Source organism: Streptomyces sp. 13-12-16, from assembly GCF_002114215.1.
Lineage (GTDB): Bacteria > Actinomycetota > Actinomycetes > Streptomycetales > Streptomycetaceae > Streptomyces.
On record NZ_NCTE01000140.1, the window covers coordinates 14,116 to 30,476 of the forward strand.

Here is a 16,361-nt window from a genome sequence, read left to right on the forward strand (position 1 = left end):
CCCACTGGAAGCGGTCCCAATCGTGTGGGCGGGTGATTGAGCTGTCAATGGTCGGCGCAGCATTCGACTTTCACAGGGGGAGTGTGGGTCCGTGGGCCCACTGCACTGGAAGCGGTCCCACCTCTGCGTCCCTGAGCGCTCCCCGCCTGTGAAAGACTCACGAGCCATGGCAGAAGCAGTGCCGCGTCGGCAACCGACGCTCGACGAGGTGGCCGAACGCGCCGGTGTTTCCCGCTCCGTGGCCTCCCGCGCCCTCAACAACGCCCCGCACGTCAGCCGCGCCAAGCGCGAGGCTGTCGAACGGGCCGTGCGGCAACTCGGTTACGTACCCAATCCGACCGCCCGCGCGCTGGCCACCCGTCAGACGGGGGCGGCCGCCCTGGTCGTCTCGGGAGAGGACCCGTCGATCTTCGCCGACCCGTTCTTCGCCCGGGTGATCGTGGGGGCGTCGGCCGCCCTGGACGAGGCGGACCTGCATCTGATGCTGTGCCTGGCCGCTTCCGACCGGGGCCGCAAGCGGGTCGAGGAGCTCCTGCGGTCCAGGGGCGCGGACGGTGTGATGCTGATGGCGCTGCGCGAGGACGATCCGCTGACCCGGATGGCCGACGAGGCGCAGATGCCCGTCGTGTTCGGCGGGCGCCCGGTCGGTTCGGCTCCCCGGTGGTACGTGGACGTGGACAACGTCGGCGGAGCGCGCGAGGCGACCGAGCATCTGGTCTCACTCGGCCGGAGGCGCGTGGCCGTGATCTGCGGGCGTCTGGACACCGAGGCCGGGCGCGCCCGGTACCGCGGTTACCGGGACGCCATGCTGGGCGCCGGTCTCGATCCGTTCCCGCCGCTGGAGGGGGACTTCACGGAGCGCAGCGGAGCCGCCGCCATGGCCGCGCTGCTGGTGGGACACCCCGACGTGGACGGAGTGTTCGCAGCCAACGACAACATGGCGGCGGGAGCGCTGCGCACCCTGCGGGAGGCCGGCCGACGGGTCCCCGCCGACGTCGCCCTGGTCGGCTTCGACGACCTGACGGTCGCCCGGATCGCCGATCCGCCGCTCACCACCGTCCATCAGCCTGTGGAGGCTCTCGGACGGGAGATGGCGCGCATGCTCGTCGCGCTCGTCAACGGGCAGGACCCCACTCCGCTGCTCCTCCCCACCCGCCTGGCCGTCCGGGCCAGCGCCTGACTCCTCACCGTCCGGGAGGGGCGGGCCCCGGTCCGGACGGGTCGCTCCCGGACGCGGCGCGGTGCGGTCGATGGACCGGTTCAGGGTGTGGACACCTCGAACCGCGTGACGCGGACCGCGCCGCCGAGGGCCTGAGTGGCGTGGTTGAAGAGGGCGAACCGGTAGCCCATGAAGAACCGCCAGTCGTTGCCCATGGAGAAGGCGGGCCCGAGACGGGTGAACGTGATGCCGTCGGTGCTGTAGGAGAAGGTCCCGGGGCGCGGTGCGCCGGGGCGGATGTCCGCGTTCGCGCGCAGCCAGACGCGGCCGCCGGAGACGGGCGCGCTCGCGGTTTCGGTGCCGGTGCCGGTGGTGTTCCAGTTGCTGTCCATGGTCAGCCCGGTGACCGTCACCACCCGTGTCGCACCGCCGTCGCGCTTGAGGCCGATCCAGGCGGAGGAGTCACGCAGCAGCGCGAGCCCGGCCCGGTCGCCGTCCCGCATCGCGGAGTGGTCGAGCTGGACCGTGGCGGTGGAGGTGGGGCCCTGGATGCGGTGCGTGAGGGTGTTGCGGGCCCAGTAGAGGTCATGGGTGACGGTCGCGGTCCGCAGGGTCAGGCCGTTGCCGACCGACCACTTGGTGTTGTCGGGGTTGTGGTTCCACTCCCATCCCGGTTTCAGGGTCGTACCGTCGAAGGTGTCGACGCCGGTCATCGGGGTGACCTGGCGGGGCGGAGCGGGTACGGCCGGACTGGGGTACGTGGTGCCCCACGCGCCGTTGACGAGCTGTACGACGGGCCAGCCGTCCGCCGTCCAGGTGACCGGTGCCAGGGCGGGCACGCGGCCGCCGGGGTAGGCGTCGACGAAGGCCATGTAGTACCAGGCGCCGCTCTGCGTCCGCACCAGCCCGCCCTGATGGGGGACGCCGCCGCCGGGGATCGGTCCGCGCAGGTCGAGGAGGACCTGCCGCATCGTGTACGGGCCGAAGGGGCCGCTCGAGGACTTGAGGACGTACTGGCCGTTCGCGGGGCGGGTCAGGAAGATGTAGTACTGCCCGTTGATCTTGTAGAACCGGGCGCCCTCCAGGGTGCCGACGCCGGACGGTGTCCTGAACACCTCCTGCGCACGGACCTGGCTGCGGCCGTCGGGCGAGAGCTGGGCCACGCTGATGGTGGTGTTGCCGTACGCCACGTAGAGGGTGTCGTCGGTGTCGACGAGCAGGCCGGCGTCGTAGTAGGGGGTGCTGATCGTCGTCAGCCTGTTCCACGGTCCCTCCACCGCGGTGGCGGTGTAGAGGTACGTCCGGGCGAAGTCGATCTGGCCGAGCCAGTAGAAGGTCCTGTTGCTGGGCCGGTAGGCCAGTGACGACGCCCAGATCCCTCTGACGTAGCCGCGGGCGCCGTTCAGGTCGTACTTGGCGCCGAAGTCGAGGACGGGTACCGAATGGCCGGCGATCTCCCAGTTCACCAGGTCGTACGACCGCAGAACGGGCGCGCCCGGCGAGTAGTGCATCGTCGAGGCCGAGGCGTAGTAGGTGTCGCCGACGCGAATGACGTCGATGTCCGCGAAGTCCTGCCAGATCACCGGGTTCGTGTACTGCGCCGCGGTCGCGAGGGCGGGCCCAGGGGGGAGGAGGGCGCCGGCGGCCAGACCGGTGGCGGCCGCGAGCGTGCGGCGACGGGTGAGAAATTGATGCGACCATGACAGATCCATGGAGGTGTTCACCTCGAGTTCATCGGTCGGAGTGGCTCTGTCGCGTTCGAAATATCGAACATGGTACGACTTGTCGAGCATTCCGGATGATAGGAGGTTGGCGCACCCCGTCAACCCCTCTCGCATGAGTCGTGCGCCTTTTCGAAATGTTCGAAGCGCCTGGTGCGGAGTCGGTGCGCCTCGGCCTCGCCCCCCTTGCTGATCAGGTGGCGAATCCTGCTCCTCGGGGAGGTGTTGACATGACCGGCCGCCTCTCTAGTATCCGTGGGGCATCTGAAGTTTCCGAACGGCAACCGAAATTTCGAACACTCTTCTCTCCTCCCCCTGCCGAAGGAGTCCCGGTGCCCAGACGATTACGCGGACGACTGTTCCGCCTCCTCACGGCCGCCGCGCTGACGGTGACCGCGTCCGTGACGGCCTCGGCGCAGTCCACCGCCACGGCCGCGCCGGGCAGTCCGGCGCTCACCCCACCGCTGGGGTGGAACAGCTGGAACAGCTTCGGGTGCGGAATCACCGAGGCCCAGGTCCGCCAGGCCGCCGACGCGATGGTGTCCTCGGGCATGCGGGACGCCGGCTACCGGTACGTGGTGGTCGACGACTGCTGGTTCGACCCGCAGCGTGACGCGCAGGGCAACCTGCGGGCCAACCCCACGAAGTTCCCGAGCGGGATGAAGGCCCTCGGGGACTACATCCACGGCAAGGGCCTGAAGTTCGGCATCTACCAGGTGCCGGGCGAGCGCACCTGTGCGCAGACCGTGGGCACTTACCCGGGCTCCACGGGCAGCAGGGGCCACGAGGTCCAGGACGCCGCCACGTTCGCCGCATGGGGGGTCGACTACCTCAAGTACGACTGGTGTTCCTCGAGCGGCACGCGTGACGAGCAGGTCGCGCGGTTCAAGCTGATGCGTGATGCCCTGCGCGCCACCGGTCGGCCGATCGTCTACAGCATCAACCCCAACAGCTTCCACGCCATCACGGGGTCCACGTACGACTGGGGCGAGGTCGCCGACCTGTGGCGGACGACCGAGGACCTGCTCGACATCTGGCAGAACGGCAACACCAACAGCTACCCGATGGGCGTCGGCAACGTCCTGGACGTCAACGCGCCGCTGGCCGCACAGTCCGGACCGGGGCACTGGAACGACCCCGACATGCTGGTCGTCGGCCGCCCCGGCCTGTCGCTGACCGAGTCCCGCTCCCACTTCGCCCTGTGGGCGCTGATGAGTGCCCCGCTGATGGCCGGCAACGACATCCGCACGATGTCCGCCGACGTCAGCGCGATCCTGCGCAACCCGCGCCTGCTGGCGGTGAACCAGGACTCCCTGGGCGCGGGCGGACGCAGGGTGCGCGACGACGGCGACATCGAGGTGTTCGCCAAGCCCCTGGCGGACGGTTCGGTCGCGGTGGGGCTGTTCAACCGGGGCGGGAGCGCGGCGACGGTCACCACGACGGCCGCCCAGATCGGCCTGGGCGGAGGGCCGTTCACCCTCACCGACCTGTGGACCGGTGGCACGTCGAGCACGTCCGGACAGATCTCGGCGAGCGTCCCCGCGCACGGCGTCGCCGCGTACCGGGTGAGCGGCGGCAGCCCGCTGGCCGCCACCACCTCACGCCTGCGGGGCAACTCCTCCGGCCGCTGCGTGGACGTGGACAACGCCTCCACGGCCGCCGGCGCCGCGGCTCTGCTGTGGGACTGCCACACGGCCGCCAACCAGCTGTGGACCACATGGGCGGGCGGCGAGATCCGCGTCTACGGCGACAAGTGCCTGGACGCCTACGAGCAGGGCACCACCAACGGCACCCGTGTCATCACCTGGCCCTGCAACGGCCAGAACAACCAGAAGTGGACCGTCGGCTCCGACGGCTCGATCCGCAACGTCCACTCCGGACTGTGCCTCGACGCCAACGGGGCCGGCACCGCCAACGGGACCCGGCTGGTGCTGTGGACCTGCAACGGCCAGGCCAACCAGAAGTGGACCCGCGCGTGAGCGGCACGGCACCGGGTCGTGGCCGGAGCGACGACGCCCCGGCCACGGCCTCCCGCACGGCTGCCGCATCCGCCGGCACGGACCCGTGACACGGTGAAGCCGCACCGAAGTGCTCCGGTGCGGCTTCACCGTGAGGCCGCACCCGGCGGCGCACAGGACGCGCTCGGCTCCTCACGAAGTCGGGTGTCCGCGTTGCTCGTGGGGACGGCGGATGCGCGAGTGCGGCCGCTGGGCGTCCGGGACGGCGAGAGTGGGACGACGAGGCCCCGCGAGTGCGGCGGGGCCTCGTCGTCACTGACGGTGCGATGCCCGGCGGCCGCGGCTGCGGAAGGTGCGCGTGGGACCGGTTTCAGCCGGACCGGGCGGGGGCGCGTAGGTCGACCTTGTATCCGCCTCGCGGGGTGGGTCCGGCGGTGAAGGTGCCGTGGAGCAGTTCGGCGCGCTCCCGCAGGCCGATCAAGCCCTGGCGGGAGCTGGGCAGGGCGACGGCCGGGCGGGTGGGTGCCGTGTTGGTGACGGTGACGCCGTAGTGGTCCGCGTCGTGCCACAGGCGTACCTCGGCGCGGGCTCCGGGGGCGTGCTTGCGCACGTTGGTGAGGGCTTCCTGGACCGTGCGGTAGACGGTGCGTTGGGCTGTCGTGCTGATGTGGGGCGGAAGCTCGCCGGTCAGGGTCGTCTCGATGCCGCTGTTGGCGATCAGTTGCCGGAGGCCGGCGAGGGTGGGCTGGGGGGCGAGTTCGGTTTCCTTGCCGCCGGAGGCGCGGAGCAGGGTGACCATGTGGCGGAGTTCGTCGAGGGTGTTCACGCTCAGGGAGCGGATGGTGCGGGCGGCCTCGCGGGCGTCAGGATCTTTGGAGGCGACCTGCAGCGCTCCGGCCTGTACGGCGATGAGGCTGACCTGGTGGGAGACGACGTCGTGCATCTCGCGTGCCAGCTGGGCCCGTTCGCGGGCGAGGACGGTCTGGGCGTGCAGGGCGCGTTCGTGCTCCCGGGCCTCCTCGACCTCCTCGAGCTGGCGTGCCACGTCGTGCCTGGCCTGCACGAGCTGGCCGAACAGGACCGGGACGACGGCTGTGGCGAGCGTGTAGACGAACAGGACGAGCGTCCAGGTCCGGTCGCCGGTGAACGTCTCGGACAGGGGCCAGGCGAGGGTGCCCGCCGCCGCGTGCAGCAGGGCGCAGCCGACCAGCAGCCGGCGGTCGCGGGTCACCGTGGCCAGTGTGTACAGGGCTGTGACCGGGGCGACCGCCACGTCCATGAAGACCGTCATGGGCAGCGTCAGCAGGAAGACCGTCAGCGGAAGACGCCTGCGCAGGAGCAGTCCCGCGCTGCCGATGGCGACGCAGGTCCACACGAGGGGGGTTCCCTCGTCGAAGAGGTTGATCCAGGCGTCGAGGACGGCGAGCACGCCGAGGCTCGCGTCGGCCGCCCAGGCCGGCACCCTTCGCCACAGTGCCGGGACCCTGCTCATCGCCCGTGGCCCCGCGTGTCCCGGGCCGCGGCGTCGCCGTTCCTGCCGAGCAGTCCGGCCCGCTCCGCCAGCAGGGCCGCCTGGACGCGGCTGGAGACCCGCAGCTTGGCCAGGATCGAGCTGACGTGGTCCTTGACGGTGCCCGCGCTCAGATGGATGCGGGTGCCGATGTCGGCGTTGGAGAGTCCTTCCGCGACCAGGACAAGAACGTCGCGTTCCCGGTCGCTGAGCAGACCCACGCGCGCCACGTCCGTGTCCTGCGGCGCTCCCGCCCCCGGGTGACCGCGCAGCAGGGCACGTGAGGCCTTCGGGGACATCACCACCCCGCCCGCGGCCAGGGTGCGCACCAGCTGGGCGAGCTGTTCGGGCTCGGTGTCCTTGAGGAGGAAGCCGGCGGCCCCCGAGCGCAGCGCGGTCAGGATGTACTCGTCGGTGTCGAACGTGGTCAGCATGGCCACGTGCGGTGGTTCGGGCAGTGTCCGGATCTGCCGCAGGACGGTCAGGCCGTCCACGTCCGGCATGCGGATGTCGAGGAGCACCACGTCCGGCATCTCGCGGCGGATCACGTCGGCCGCCTGTGCCCCTTCCGCGGTCGCCACGACCTGGATGCCGTCGGACGCGTTCAGGATCATCTGGAAGCCGGATCGCACCAGGGCCTCGTCGTCCACCACCACTACCCGGATCACCGGCGTCCCGCCTCACACTTGTCTGCCCTGTCCCGATCCCGGGCGATCCGTACGCGGCCCAGGGCATTCCGGCTCTCGTACGGAGATCGCTCGCTGCCGAGCGTACGTCCGCTCCGGCGCGCCACGGTGCGACCACCAGGGAACGCCCGCCACCCGGGAGACCCGTTCCAGCCGTCCGGGGGGAGCGCCCCGGCCCTTCGGCGGGCAGGTGGGCGAACCTCGGCGGATGGAGCCTGTGGCCCCGCTGCGGCGGGACCGGTCCGGAGGGCGGTCCGAACCGGCGGGCCGCAAGCGATGGCCGTACGTTCGAGGACTCCCCGCCCATGCCCCCTCGCCTCTGCGCCTGCGCCGGCGCCGGTCCGCTCTCGTTCTGGCCAACGCCCTGACCAAGCAGGGACGCAGGCCGCAGGGAGGGTGCGGGCGTCCTTGCTCCGGCGCTGCGAGTGATCCGCTCCGAGGGGGCGGCCGCCGTCCGTCCCCGCCGTCCGGCGGGGCGGTCCCGGCCGACCGGCGGGGTGGTCGCCGAAGGCTGCCGGATGGTCCGTCACCCGGCCTCACCATGAGTTTTGTCTCCATGACACATACGCAGCTGCCGCACGAGACAACGGCTCCGCAGGAGCACGACCCTCCGCAGCCCCGGACCTCACCCGAGCCCGCCTCGGCCCGTGCGCCGCTGGGACGCCTGGTCGGGTTGGACGTGGCCCGCGCGCTGGCGGTGTTCGGCATGTACATCGTCCATATCGGACCCCCTCTGTCGGCCACGGACGGCGTCGGCAGCTGGGTGCGGTACCTGGCCGACGGCCACTCGTCGGTCCTGTTCGCCACCCTCGCAGGGTTCTCGCTGATGCTGATCGCGGGTCGCAGGGAGCCGAAGACCGGCCCGGCCGGCAGGCAGGCGAAGGCGCGGATCGCGATCCGCGCCGTGGTCCTGCTGGTGCTGGGCACCGTCCTGGCGATGGAGTACGGAGGTGTGATCATCCTCGCCTTCTACGGCGTCTACTTCCTCCTCGCCCTGCCCTTGGTGCGACTGCGCGCCGGGACGCTCGCGATGATCGCGGGCGGGCTCGCCCTTCTCACACCGCAGTTGGCGTTCGTACTGAGGTCGCTGCTGAGCGAGTCCGTCCAGCAGAGCGTCGACACCTACGACCCGCTCAAGGCGCTCAGTGAGGTGGGAGTGCTCGACCTGCTGCTCACCGGCTTCTACCCGGCGATCACGTGGATGCCGTTCGTGATCGCCGGGATGGCGCTGGCCCGCCTCGACCTGGCCGCCGTCGCCGTCCAGTGGCGCCTGGCCGCGCTCGGCGCCGCCCTCGCCGTGGCCGCGTACGGCATGTCCCTGCTGCTGGCGGGCAAGGACGCGTTGCGGAGCATGGCGGAGGGCGGAAAGCCGTCCACCGGCTCCGGGCCGGCGTCCTTCGGCAGTGGATCCTTCGAGGCCCAGGGGGCGGCCTCCGATCTGCTGACCGCCGGGCCGCACAGCGGCACCACGTTCGACATCATCGGCAGCGTGGGCGTCGCGATCCTCGTGATCGTGTCCGTGACGGTCCTGATGGACCGTCTTCCGCTCCTGCGCCGCCTGTCGAAGCCGGTCATCGCGGTGGGCGCCATGTCCCTGACGGCCTACGTCGGCCACTTCGTCGCGCAGTCCGTGATGGGCATGCCGGCCGGCGAAAGCAGCCAGGCGTCGTGGGTGCCCGTGCTGATGTTCATTCTGGCGGCGACCGTGTTCGCCGCGGTCTGGTCCCGGTTCTTCCGCCGCGGACCCCTGGAGTCGCTGCTCAACGCCGCCACCCGGCCCGCGAAGTACGTCCGATGAGAGCGCGCCGGGGCGGTCGGCGGACGTGGCCCGCCCCGGCTTCGACGGCCCTCGCCGCCCGCAAGGGGACCAGCCCTTGCGGGCCTCGGCCGTGCCCCGGCAATCCGTACCGGATCCTCCTCGCGCGGACCGACCGTCCGGGGCGAGGACTTTCCCCACGCCCTCGTGTGCCGCGGACCGGTGACCGGTGCGGCGCGTGCCCCGGATCCGAACGGTGCGGAGACGGACCGCGCGGCTCAGCCATGGCGCCCGATGGTTCCAAGGAGGCCGGCGAAGACCGTGCAGGGATCCGGTCGGCAACGGCCGTCATGGCCCGGGCGTCGGCCGCACGGGTCGCCTCCGCCACGGTCGGCGCCCTGTCAGAGCCTTCGGCGGAAGACGTACCGGGGCTGGCCGGGCGAAGCCGCGAGGGACCGAGGGACGTGGGCGGAGGCGCTTCGGAGGCCGAGGGAACGGCGGTGTGCGTCCTGCGGGCCCCGCGTGTGCTTCCGGGAGGTGACGCGGCCTCGGGGACGGTGCCTTCCACCGGTACCCGGCGGATGTCCGGCACCACCCCTCACGTATGCGGGCTGCCCCCGCCGTGCGGCGGGGGCAGCCCCGGGGGCGACCGTGTCGTCCTCCGCGGTCCGGCCCGTCTCACCTGCGGGGGCGGCCCGCCGGGGTCAGGAGCTGGGTCGCGGCGAGCCGTGCGTACAGCTCGTCCTCGGCCACCAGCTCCTCGTGGGTACCGACCGCGCGGACCGTGCCCCCGTCCATGACGACGATGCGGTCGGCGTCCGTCACCGTCGACAGGCGGTGGGCCACCACCAGCACGGTGGTCTCGCGTGCCGTCTCGGCGATGACGTCCCGCAGAGCCAGCTCGTTGACGGCGTCCAGCTGCGAGGTCGCCTCGTCCAGGAGCAGCAGCCGGGGCCGTCGCAGCAGCGCGCGGGCGATCGCGACGCGCTGGCGCTCCCCGCCGGACAGCTTCGAGCCGCGATGCCCCACCACGGTGTCCAAGCCGTGCGGCAGACGCTCGACGAGGGAGTCGAGCCGGGTCCGGGCGAGGACGGCACGGATGTCCTCGTCCGTCGCACCGGGCGCGGCGAAGACCAGATTCTCCCGCAGCGTTCCGGCAAGGACCGGCGCGTCCTGCTCGACGTACCCGATGACGGACCGCAACTCGGGCAGAGGCCACTCGCGCACGTCCTTGCCGTCGACCAGGACCCGGCCGCCGGTCGCCTCGCAGAACCGCTCGATGAGCGTGAAGAGCGTCGACTTCCCCGCTCCCGAGGGGCCGACGAAGGCTGTCATTCCGGTACGCGGAACCTCGAAGTCCACCCGCTGGTGGACGTACGGCAGACCGGGGGCGTAGCGGAAGGACACATCCTCGAAGCGGACCGACGCCGGGTACTGCACGACGGCCCAGTCCTCGGGCCGCGCCGGCCCACGCGCGACCGACGGCTCGGCCGGCAGGACGTCCACCTCCGTGATCCGGGAGATCGCGGCCGCGCCCTCCTGGTAACCGGAGACGGCCTCGACCAGCCTGTACACCGGTTCCATCAGGTAGAAGAGGTACAGCAGGAAGGCGATGAGCGTGGACACGGGGATCTCCCCGGATGCCACCCGTGCTCCGCCGACGGCGAGCACCGCGAGGAAGGCCAGCTGCACGGCGAGGTTGTCCGCCGTCCCCACCACGGCCTCCCACTTCGCGCCGCGCACCCCGTGGCGCCACGCCCGCCGGGCCGCGGCCTCGACACGGGCGCCCTCCCGTTCCTCGGCGCCGGACGCCTTCACGGTGCGGAAAGCGCCCAAGACCCGCTCCAGCCCCGCGGACATCTCCCCGACCGCGGCCTGCGAACGCCCGGTGGCCTGCCCGATCCTCGGCAGCACCGAGGCGACGCCGGCACCGACGAGCGCGACCACGACGAGCGTCACGCCGAGCAGGACGGCATCGAGGAAAGCCATCACCACAATCGCCGCGACCAGCGTGACCGCCCCCGTCGCGGCGTTGACCACCGCCTGGGTGCTGACCGCCCGCAGCAGCGTGGTGTCGGAGGTCACCCGGGACATCAGATCGCCCGGCTGCATCCGCTCCACCTCCGCGAGCCGCAGCCGCAGCAGCCGGCCGATGAGGCCGCGGCGAGCAGCCAGGACCACGGACTCCGCCGTCCGCTCCAGGACATAGGCGCCGCATGCCTCGGCCACCGTGCCCACCAGCACCAGCATTGTCATGGCCAGCAGGATGGTGGTGAGCGTGCCGCCGGACGAGAGCCGGTCGACCAGTTCCTTCGTGGCCAGAGGCTGGAGCAACCCGCCGGCCGCACCGACCAGCGCCAGCAACAGACCGAGTGCGACAGCCCACCGGTGCGGGCGGACGTACCCGTACAGCGCCCGGAGCGTCTCGCGGGCACACGGGGAGTCGGCACTCGTCGTCCCCTGGACGGATGCGGTGTTCACAGGATCCCTCTCCTACGTGGTCTGCCGCCGTGGCAGGGCGCGCACCGCAGCCCGGCGTCACCACGGACCGTCGCACCGGCCGACGACCGACGTGAGGCGGCGACTTCCTGCTCGGGCGCATGGTGTGTCACGCCACCAGCCTGGAAGACCGGACGCTTCTTCGGACATCCGGCGATCGTCGGGTGGACCCCCGCCGAGTGGCTGGAGCGGATCGCCCGCCGGCCTGCCGTGCGGGATCGCGGCCCGTCTCCTCGCAGCAGACGTGTCGGAGATCCTGGAGTGCCCGCACCATGTCCGCACGGCACCCTCGGGCCCTTGCGGCGGCAGACCCGCACGCGCTCGACGACCCTGGTCTCCCGCAGGTCATCCCATGTGGCCTGTTCGACGGTCCGCCGGTGTGGGGATCGTGGAGCGGCCGGTGCCGGACGGGCTGGGGGAAGTCGTTCCAGCGGGTGGTGACGGAGGCGCCGGCCCGTCCGCAAGGCGGTGGCCGACGCCGGCACGGAAACCGGGAAGTGTCGGCCGCGATGGTGTCCGTCGGAGTTCAGGTGCGACAACTACGGCCGCATCGACTGGGTCCTCGTCGGCGTCATCACCCTCGGCGTCCTGTACACGGCCGGCCGTGTCCGACGGTGTGGCTCGGGCACCCGCCACTCTGGATGATCGCGCCGGAGAAGAGCCCTCGCGCCGGGGGCGATGCCATGAGTGCGCAGAAGGGCTGCCACCCGGCCCGGGTGTCGCTCTCCGCGCGTCCGGCGCCAGGCGGAATCCCGGTCGTCCGTCCGCCGACCCGGCTCCGCGCCGTCCGCCGCAGCGGCGCAGTGCGTCTCGTCTCTCTTGAGGCGCCCTGGAGGTCCTCGGCGGCGCACGCGCCGTCTCGACCACGGCGGCACCGGCAGGCCGGTGCCGCCCTGCACCGCACCGTGTTCACCCGGCTGTGCCATGACCCCCGCTCCCGGGCGTACCGCGAACACCGCACCCAGGAGGGCAGGACCCGACGTGGGATCGTCCGATGCCTCGAGCGATATGCCGCCCGGGAAGTCTTCAATCTGGTCGGACCGGTCTCCCGCGCCCCGCGTTACAGGGGCGCCCGTGAGACATGAGAGGGTGCGGGGCGTGAGTGAGACACCGCCGAACACCCTGCAATACCGCTTCGACGGGCCGGAAGAGGCCCCGGTCCTGATCCTCGGTCCCTCACTGGGTACCACATGGCACAGGTTGTAGAGACCGTCCAGGGGCGTCTGTTCCAGTCTCCCGTGGGCATGAAAGTGCAGGTCGGAGCCTCTCGGTCCGAGAGTGTCTACCCACTTGGTGATGGCTGTGTGATACGCAGGTGATATGGCGAGGCTCCGCCGCGGTCCGTCATGGCGGGGTCTCTGCCCGGATCCGTGAGACGCCGAAGCCGCACCGGAGCGCTCCGGTGCGGCTTCGGCGTGAGGTCGAACGCGTTGGCGCGCATGATGTGGTCGGTGCTCCTGAGTGGTCCGTGTGCCTGTAGCTTTCTCGGGTGCCTGATTCGCGATCGCACCCGCTTATCCGTCCGTACCGGGGTGCGTCGTTCTCCCAGCGCGACGAGACATGCTCATGCATCTCAATTGCTACTTCGCCCGAGGGGCCGACCACTTGGCCGGGCTCACACGGCCATGACGGCCATCAGAAGCGGAGTCGTAGGCTATAAAGCTTGAAGAGCAGGGTCCGTGAAATATCGGCAGCTTCATCTCCAGCCAGACGGAGACCGACCTCACCGCCGATGACATGCGACTGGCCATCGGCGAGTTTCTTACGGCCTGCGACGAGGACGAACTGGCCCTGCTGTGCATCTCGGGGCACGGTGTAAGACGGGTCAGAGACGGCGGCGAGTTCTACGTCGTCGCCCGGGACACCGACTTCGACCGGGTGGCCGAGACCGGTGTCAGCGCCGGTTTCTTCGATGAGCTGTTGGAACAGTGCGTCGCGCCACAGAAGGTCGTCATGATTGACTGTTGTCGCAGCAGTGGCTTCGCCGTCGGCCTACGCACCTCCGACCAGCAGCCGAACGGCGCCGTGGCCAAGTCTGGCGAGCCGGCCCTGCTGACCAGTAGAGGCATGATGACCGCCGGCGGCCCGCTGGACGACCTCGGCACCCGCATACGGCCGGAAGCCGGCACGCCCCCCTGCGCCGAGCAGACAAGGGACGACAAGAAGGGGGCCGGCCCGCCGCCCGTGAGGGTGGCAGGCCGGCGAGGCCGCGCCGGCCTCCGGTGGCAACGCCGTGGCCTGCCCACGTCGAATCGCCACTACGTGTCTTCAGCGGGTGCGTGAGTCAGACCTCTGGGGGACTGCACCGCAGTTCCGTCACAGAACCGGCTCCCTCCCGACACGTCATGTGGCGGTCCCCGCCCCTGTTTCAGGCCAGCTTCGCGGTCAGGGTGATGGTCGTGCCGGTCAGGGCCTGGCTGACCGGGCAGTTCTTCTTGGCGTCCTCGGCGGCGGCGACGAAGGTGTCGTTGTCGAGGCCGGGGACGGTGCCCTCCACCGTGAGGTGGATGCCCTTGATGCCCTCGCCGGGCTGGAAGGTGACGTCGGCGGAGGTGGTGAGCTTGGTGGGCGGGGTGCCGGCGCCGGTCAGGCCGTGCGACAGTGCCATGGAGAAGCAGCTGGAGTGGGCGGCGGCGATCAGCTCCTCCGGGCTGGTCCTGCCGTTCGCCTGCTCGGCGCGCGACGGCCACGACACCGGCTGCTCGCCGATGCCGGACGAGTCGAAGGTGACGACGCCGTTGCCCTCGAGCAGGTTGCCTTCCCAGACGGTGTGCGCGGAGCGCGTGGTTGCCACGGTGGTTCCCTTCGTTGAGCCTTCGGCCCCTGATCGGGGCAGCGAGCCCATCGGATCACAGGAGGACGTGGCACGGCGGCACGGTGTCCCACGGCGATACCGGCGGTCGTGCGGTGTCAGCACCGCCCGCGAACGCAGGCCCTCGCCCGGACGGCACGCTTCACGAAGTTGATCGTGATTTACTTCTGCGTAAGCGTGTACTGCATGCTGTGGGGGCACGTGAGGCGGTAAGGCGAAGGGGGAGAGATCCGACAGATGATTCCTCAGTTGCTGGAGCAACCCTCTCGGGCCGGCTTGATCAGTCGCCAGGCCGGAGCAGCGTGCCTTCTCGTCTCTCCACGTCGGCTGCGTCACGCTGCGCGCATCGACCCAGCGCGTCCCGGACGACCCGTGCAGATATCGTGATCTGTCGTCATCGAGAGCCGGTACACATGCTCGTCGTCAGCGCATCGCTCGGGCGGCAGTCGAGTCGGCCGCCCGTTTCACCCGCACCGCACGAAGGAAGCCTCTTCCATGGAGTCCGTCCGCGTTCTGCTGGTCGACGACCAGCAGATGATCCGCACCGGTTTCCGTCTCATCCTCGAATGCGAACCGGACATCGCCGTTGTCGGTGAGGCGTCCGACGGCGACTCCGCTGTTGAGCAGGTCTTCGCCCTGCGGCCGGACGTCGTCCTGATGGACGTCCGCATGCCCGGCACGGACGGTGTCGAGGCCACCCGGCGCATCGTGGAGTCCGATGCGGAAGCCCAGGTCGTGATGTTGACCACGTTCGACCTGGATCGGCACGTCCTGGACGCTCTCAGGGCCGGGGCCGTCGGTTTCCTGCTCAAGGACGGGCCCGCACAGTCTCTGGTGGAGGCGGTACGGATGGTGGCCGCCGGTGACGCGGTCCTGTCCCCCCGTGTCACTCGGCGGCTTCTGGACCGCTTCGCCCGTCTGCCTCAGCCGGCCGTCGGGGCCGCGTCCAGGCGGCTGGAGCATCTCACGGCCCGCGAGGTCGACGTGTTGCGTGCGCTGAGTCGGGGGCTGTCCAACGAGGAGATCGCTCAGGAGTTGGACGTCAGCAAGAACACGGTCAGGACACACATCGCTCATATCCTGGAGAAGTACCATCTGCGTGACCGGGTACAAGCGGTGATCCTGGCCTACGACGCCGGCCTGGTCACACCGGTCGGGCAGGCTTCCACCGTCCGCTGACAGGCTGCTCCTCCCTGACGGCCTCCCACGAACGAGTCGTCAGCGCATCCGGGGCGTGAAATCAGAGGCGCAACGGCGACTGCGCGGGCGGCACCTCGTACGGCACGGCCTCGCGTACACCCGAGTACCTGGTCCGGCCCCACCGGTGTACGGCGTCGACAGAGACCCCGTACGGCGCCAGACGTCCGTTCAGACGCATCACACGGGCTTGCAGCGCCCGTTTGCTCACCGGCTCCCCGGCGGTGCCGAGCAGCAGACCCAGATCGTGACAACACCACTCACGGGAAGGCAGGCTTAGAAGTTCCAACAACACCTGCTGAGAAGCCTGGTGAGGCACGACCTGCGGACGACTCCGGGACGGTGCCCGCAGGCGTTGACGCCTCGAAGAGAGATCGATCCACCTGCGTTCGGCGACGATCCGTCCGGCCAACTCCCTAGGAGGGGTGTCCCGGGGGAGCACGTTGACGGCCCCCGCACGCAGCGTGGCGACCACGTCCACGTCCCGGGGGGCCAGCACCACGACCGAGGAGATCGTGCTGAGCACGCGCACGCGCTGCTCAAGTCGGTCCGTTCCGCCGTCCTCTGACACATCGAGGACGGTCAGTCCGTCGGGCCTGCGCAGCAGCGACATGTAGGCCGGTGCGGAACCCCATGAGTGGGACAGGGCCGGCAGCACGTGGTACGGGCGCATGGTGCGCAGCAGACGGGCTGTCTTCTGCCGGCGCAGTGAGAGGACGACATCGACGGGGCAGGAGGAGGACATCGCAGTTGTGGGCATGGGCATGGGCATGGGCATGGGCATGGGCATGGGGGTGGTACTCGTGTGGCGGGGGGTGGTACTCGTGTGGCGGGTCCGTTCCATGCTCGGCACCCCCGCGCGCCACCGGCTGCTCAAGCGGTGGTCGTCATGTGCTCACCTGTGCTCAACGGCGGCCGAGAGGGCAGGGGCGACGAACTCTCCGCCCCGCGTGGGCGGCCGCCCGTGGTGATCCACGGACGCATATGCTCCTCTCGGAGTACTCCCGTCGCGGCCGCGCTCCGCGTTGTCGCGGTCAGCGGCCCGGGCGCGTCGGGCGGGACG

11 protein-coding genes and 1 pseudogene are annotated in these 16,361 nt (G+C 70.8%); 6 read left to right on the forward strand and 6 right to left on the reverse strand.

All coding sequences use genetic code 11. The features are described 5' to 3' along the window. Window positions 1-166: 166 nt before the first annotated feature. Entirely contained in the window at window positions 167-1,180 is a 1,014-nt protein-coding gene (locus B7767_RS06440) for a LacI family DNA-binding transcriptional regulator (protein WP_179167047.1), read from the forward strand. 80 nt (window positions 1,181-1,260) lie between these two features. Here B7767_RS06440 and B7767_RS06445 read toward each other — a convergent pair whose 3' ends face one another. After that, complete coding sequence (locus B7767_RS06445) at window positions 1,261-2,871, reverse strand: glycoside hydrolase 43 family protein (RefSeq protein ID WP_085571306.1); 1,611 nt, start codon at window positions 2,869-2,871, stop codon at window positions 1,261-1,263. A 341-nt stretch (window positions 2,872-3,212) separates the two neighbouring features. On the opposite strand from B7767_RS06445, the gene B7767_RS06450 reads away from it, so the two are divergent. Beyond that, entirely contained in the window at window positions 3,213-4,859 is a 1,647-nt protein-coding gene (locus B7767_RS06450) for a ricin-type beta-trefoil lectin domain protein (protein WP_085571284.1), read from the forward strand. A gap of 349 nt (window positions 4,860-5,208) precedes the next feature. Here B7767_RS06450 and B7767_RS06455 read toward each other — a convergent pair whose 3' ends face one another. Beyond that, window positions 5,209-6,330 (reverse strand): sensor histidine kinase, encoded by a 1,122-nt coding sequence (locus B7767_RS06455; protein ID WP_085571285.1) that lies wholly within the window; start codon window positions 6,328-6,330, stop codon window positions 5,209-5,211. Continuing rightward, on the reverse strand, window positions 6,327-6,962 hold the full coding sequence (locus B7767_RS06460) for a response regulator (RefSeq protein WP_371100496.1): 636 nt from the start codon (window positions 6,960-6,962) through the stop codon (window positions 6,327-6,329). The genes B7767_RS06455 and B7767_RS06460 overlap by 4 nt, the downstream gene beginning before the upstream one ends. Window positions 6,963-7,590: 628 nt before the next feature. Between B7767_RS06460 and B7767_RS06465 the strand changes: the two genes are divergently transcribed. After that, a complete protein-coding gene (locus tag B7767_RS06465) occupies window positions 7,591-8,832 on the forward strand; it encodes a DUF418 domain-containing protein (protein ID WP_179167048.1) in 1,242 nt (413 codons plus the stop codon). Between the two features lie 636 nt (window positions 8,833-9,468). Here B7767_RS06465 and B7767_RS06470 read toward each other — a convergent pair. Then, complete coding sequence (locus B7767_RS06470) at window positions 9,469-11,271, reverse strand: ABC transporter ATP-binding protein (RefSeq protein WP_085571287.1); 1,803 nt, start codon at window positions 11,269-11,271, stop codon at window positions 9,469-9,471. A gap of 1,116 nt (window positions 11,272-12,387) precedes the next feature. On the opposite strand from B7767_RS06470, the pseudogene B7767_RS47810 reads away from it, so the two are divergent. Both B7767_RS47810 and B7767_RS06480 read left to right on the forward strand, forming a co-directional pair. Then, window positions 12,388-12,486: pseudogene (locus B7767_RS47810) on the forward strand (3-oxoadipate enol-lactone hydrolase); the annotation flags it as partial. Window positions 12,487-12,987: 501 nt separating this feature from the next. Then, the gene (locus B7767_RS06480; RefSeq protein WP_256923343.1) at window positions 12,988-13,572 is read left to right on the forward strand and encodes a caspase family protein; all 585 of its coding nucleotides are present in this window, start codon (window positions 12,988-12,990) and stop codon (window positions 13,570-13,572) included. Window positions 13,573-13,657: 85 nt separating this feature from the next. On the opposite strand, the gene B7767_RS06485 is transcribed toward B7767_RS06480, so the two are convergent. Further along, window positions 13,658-14,083, reverse strand: a complete 426-nt coding sequence (locus tag B7767_RS06485) for an OsmC family protein (RefSeq protein ID WP_055469927.1) — start codon at window positions 14,081-14,083, stop codon at window positions 13,658-13,660. A gap of 513 nt (window positions 14,084-14,596) precedes the next feature. Between B7767_RS06485 and B7767_RS06490 the strand changes: the two genes are divergently transcribed. Beyond that, the gene (locus B7767_RS06490; protein WP_085571289.1) at window positions 14,597-15,280 is read left to right on the forward strand and encodes a response regulator transcription factor; all 684 of its coding nucleotides are present in this window, start codon (window positions 14,597-14,599) and stop codon (window positions 15,278-15,280) included. Window positions 15,281-15,341: 61 nt separating this feature from the next. Here B7767_RS06490 and B7767_RS06495 read toward each other — a convergent pair whose 3' ends face one another. Next, window positions 15,342-16,058, reverse strand: coding sequence for a hypothetical protein (locus B7767_RS06495; RefSeq protein ID WP_143652247.1), 717 nt, complete (start codon window positions 16,056-16,058; stop codon window positions 15,342-15,344). Window positions 16,059-16,361 lie beyond the last annotated feature (303 nt).

Bases quoted from the DNA above. Each gene is read 5' to 3' on its own strand.
- B7767_RS06460 (WP_371100496.1), bottom strand. From the start codon at position 6,962: ATGATCCTGAACGCGTCCGACGGCATCCAGGTCGTGGCGACCGCGGAA.
- B7767_RS06440 (WP_179167047.1), top strand. From the start codon at position 167: ATGGCAGAAGCAGTGCCGCGTCGGCAACCGACGCTCGACGAGGTGGCC.
- B7767_RS06445 (WP_085571306.1), bottom strand. From the start codon at position 2,871: ATGGATCTGTCATGGTCGCATCAATTTCTCACCCGTCGCCGCACGCTC.
- B7767_RS06465 (WP_179167048.1), top strand. From the start codon at position 7,591: ATGACACATACGCAGCTGCCGCACGAGACAACGGCTCCGCAGGAGCAC.
- B7767_RS06495 (WP_143652247.1), bottom strand. From the start codon at position 16,058: ATGCCCACAACTGCGATGTCCTCCTCCTGCCCCGTCGATGTCGTCCTC.
- B7767_RS06455 (WP_085571285.1), bottom strand. From the start codon at position 6,330: ATGAGCAGGGTCCCGGCACTGTGGCGAAGGGTGCCGGCCTGGGCGGCC.
- B7767_RS06490 (WP_085571289.1), top strand. From the start codon at position 14,597: ATGGAGTCCGTCCGCGTTCTGCTGGTCGACGACCAGCAGATGATCCGC.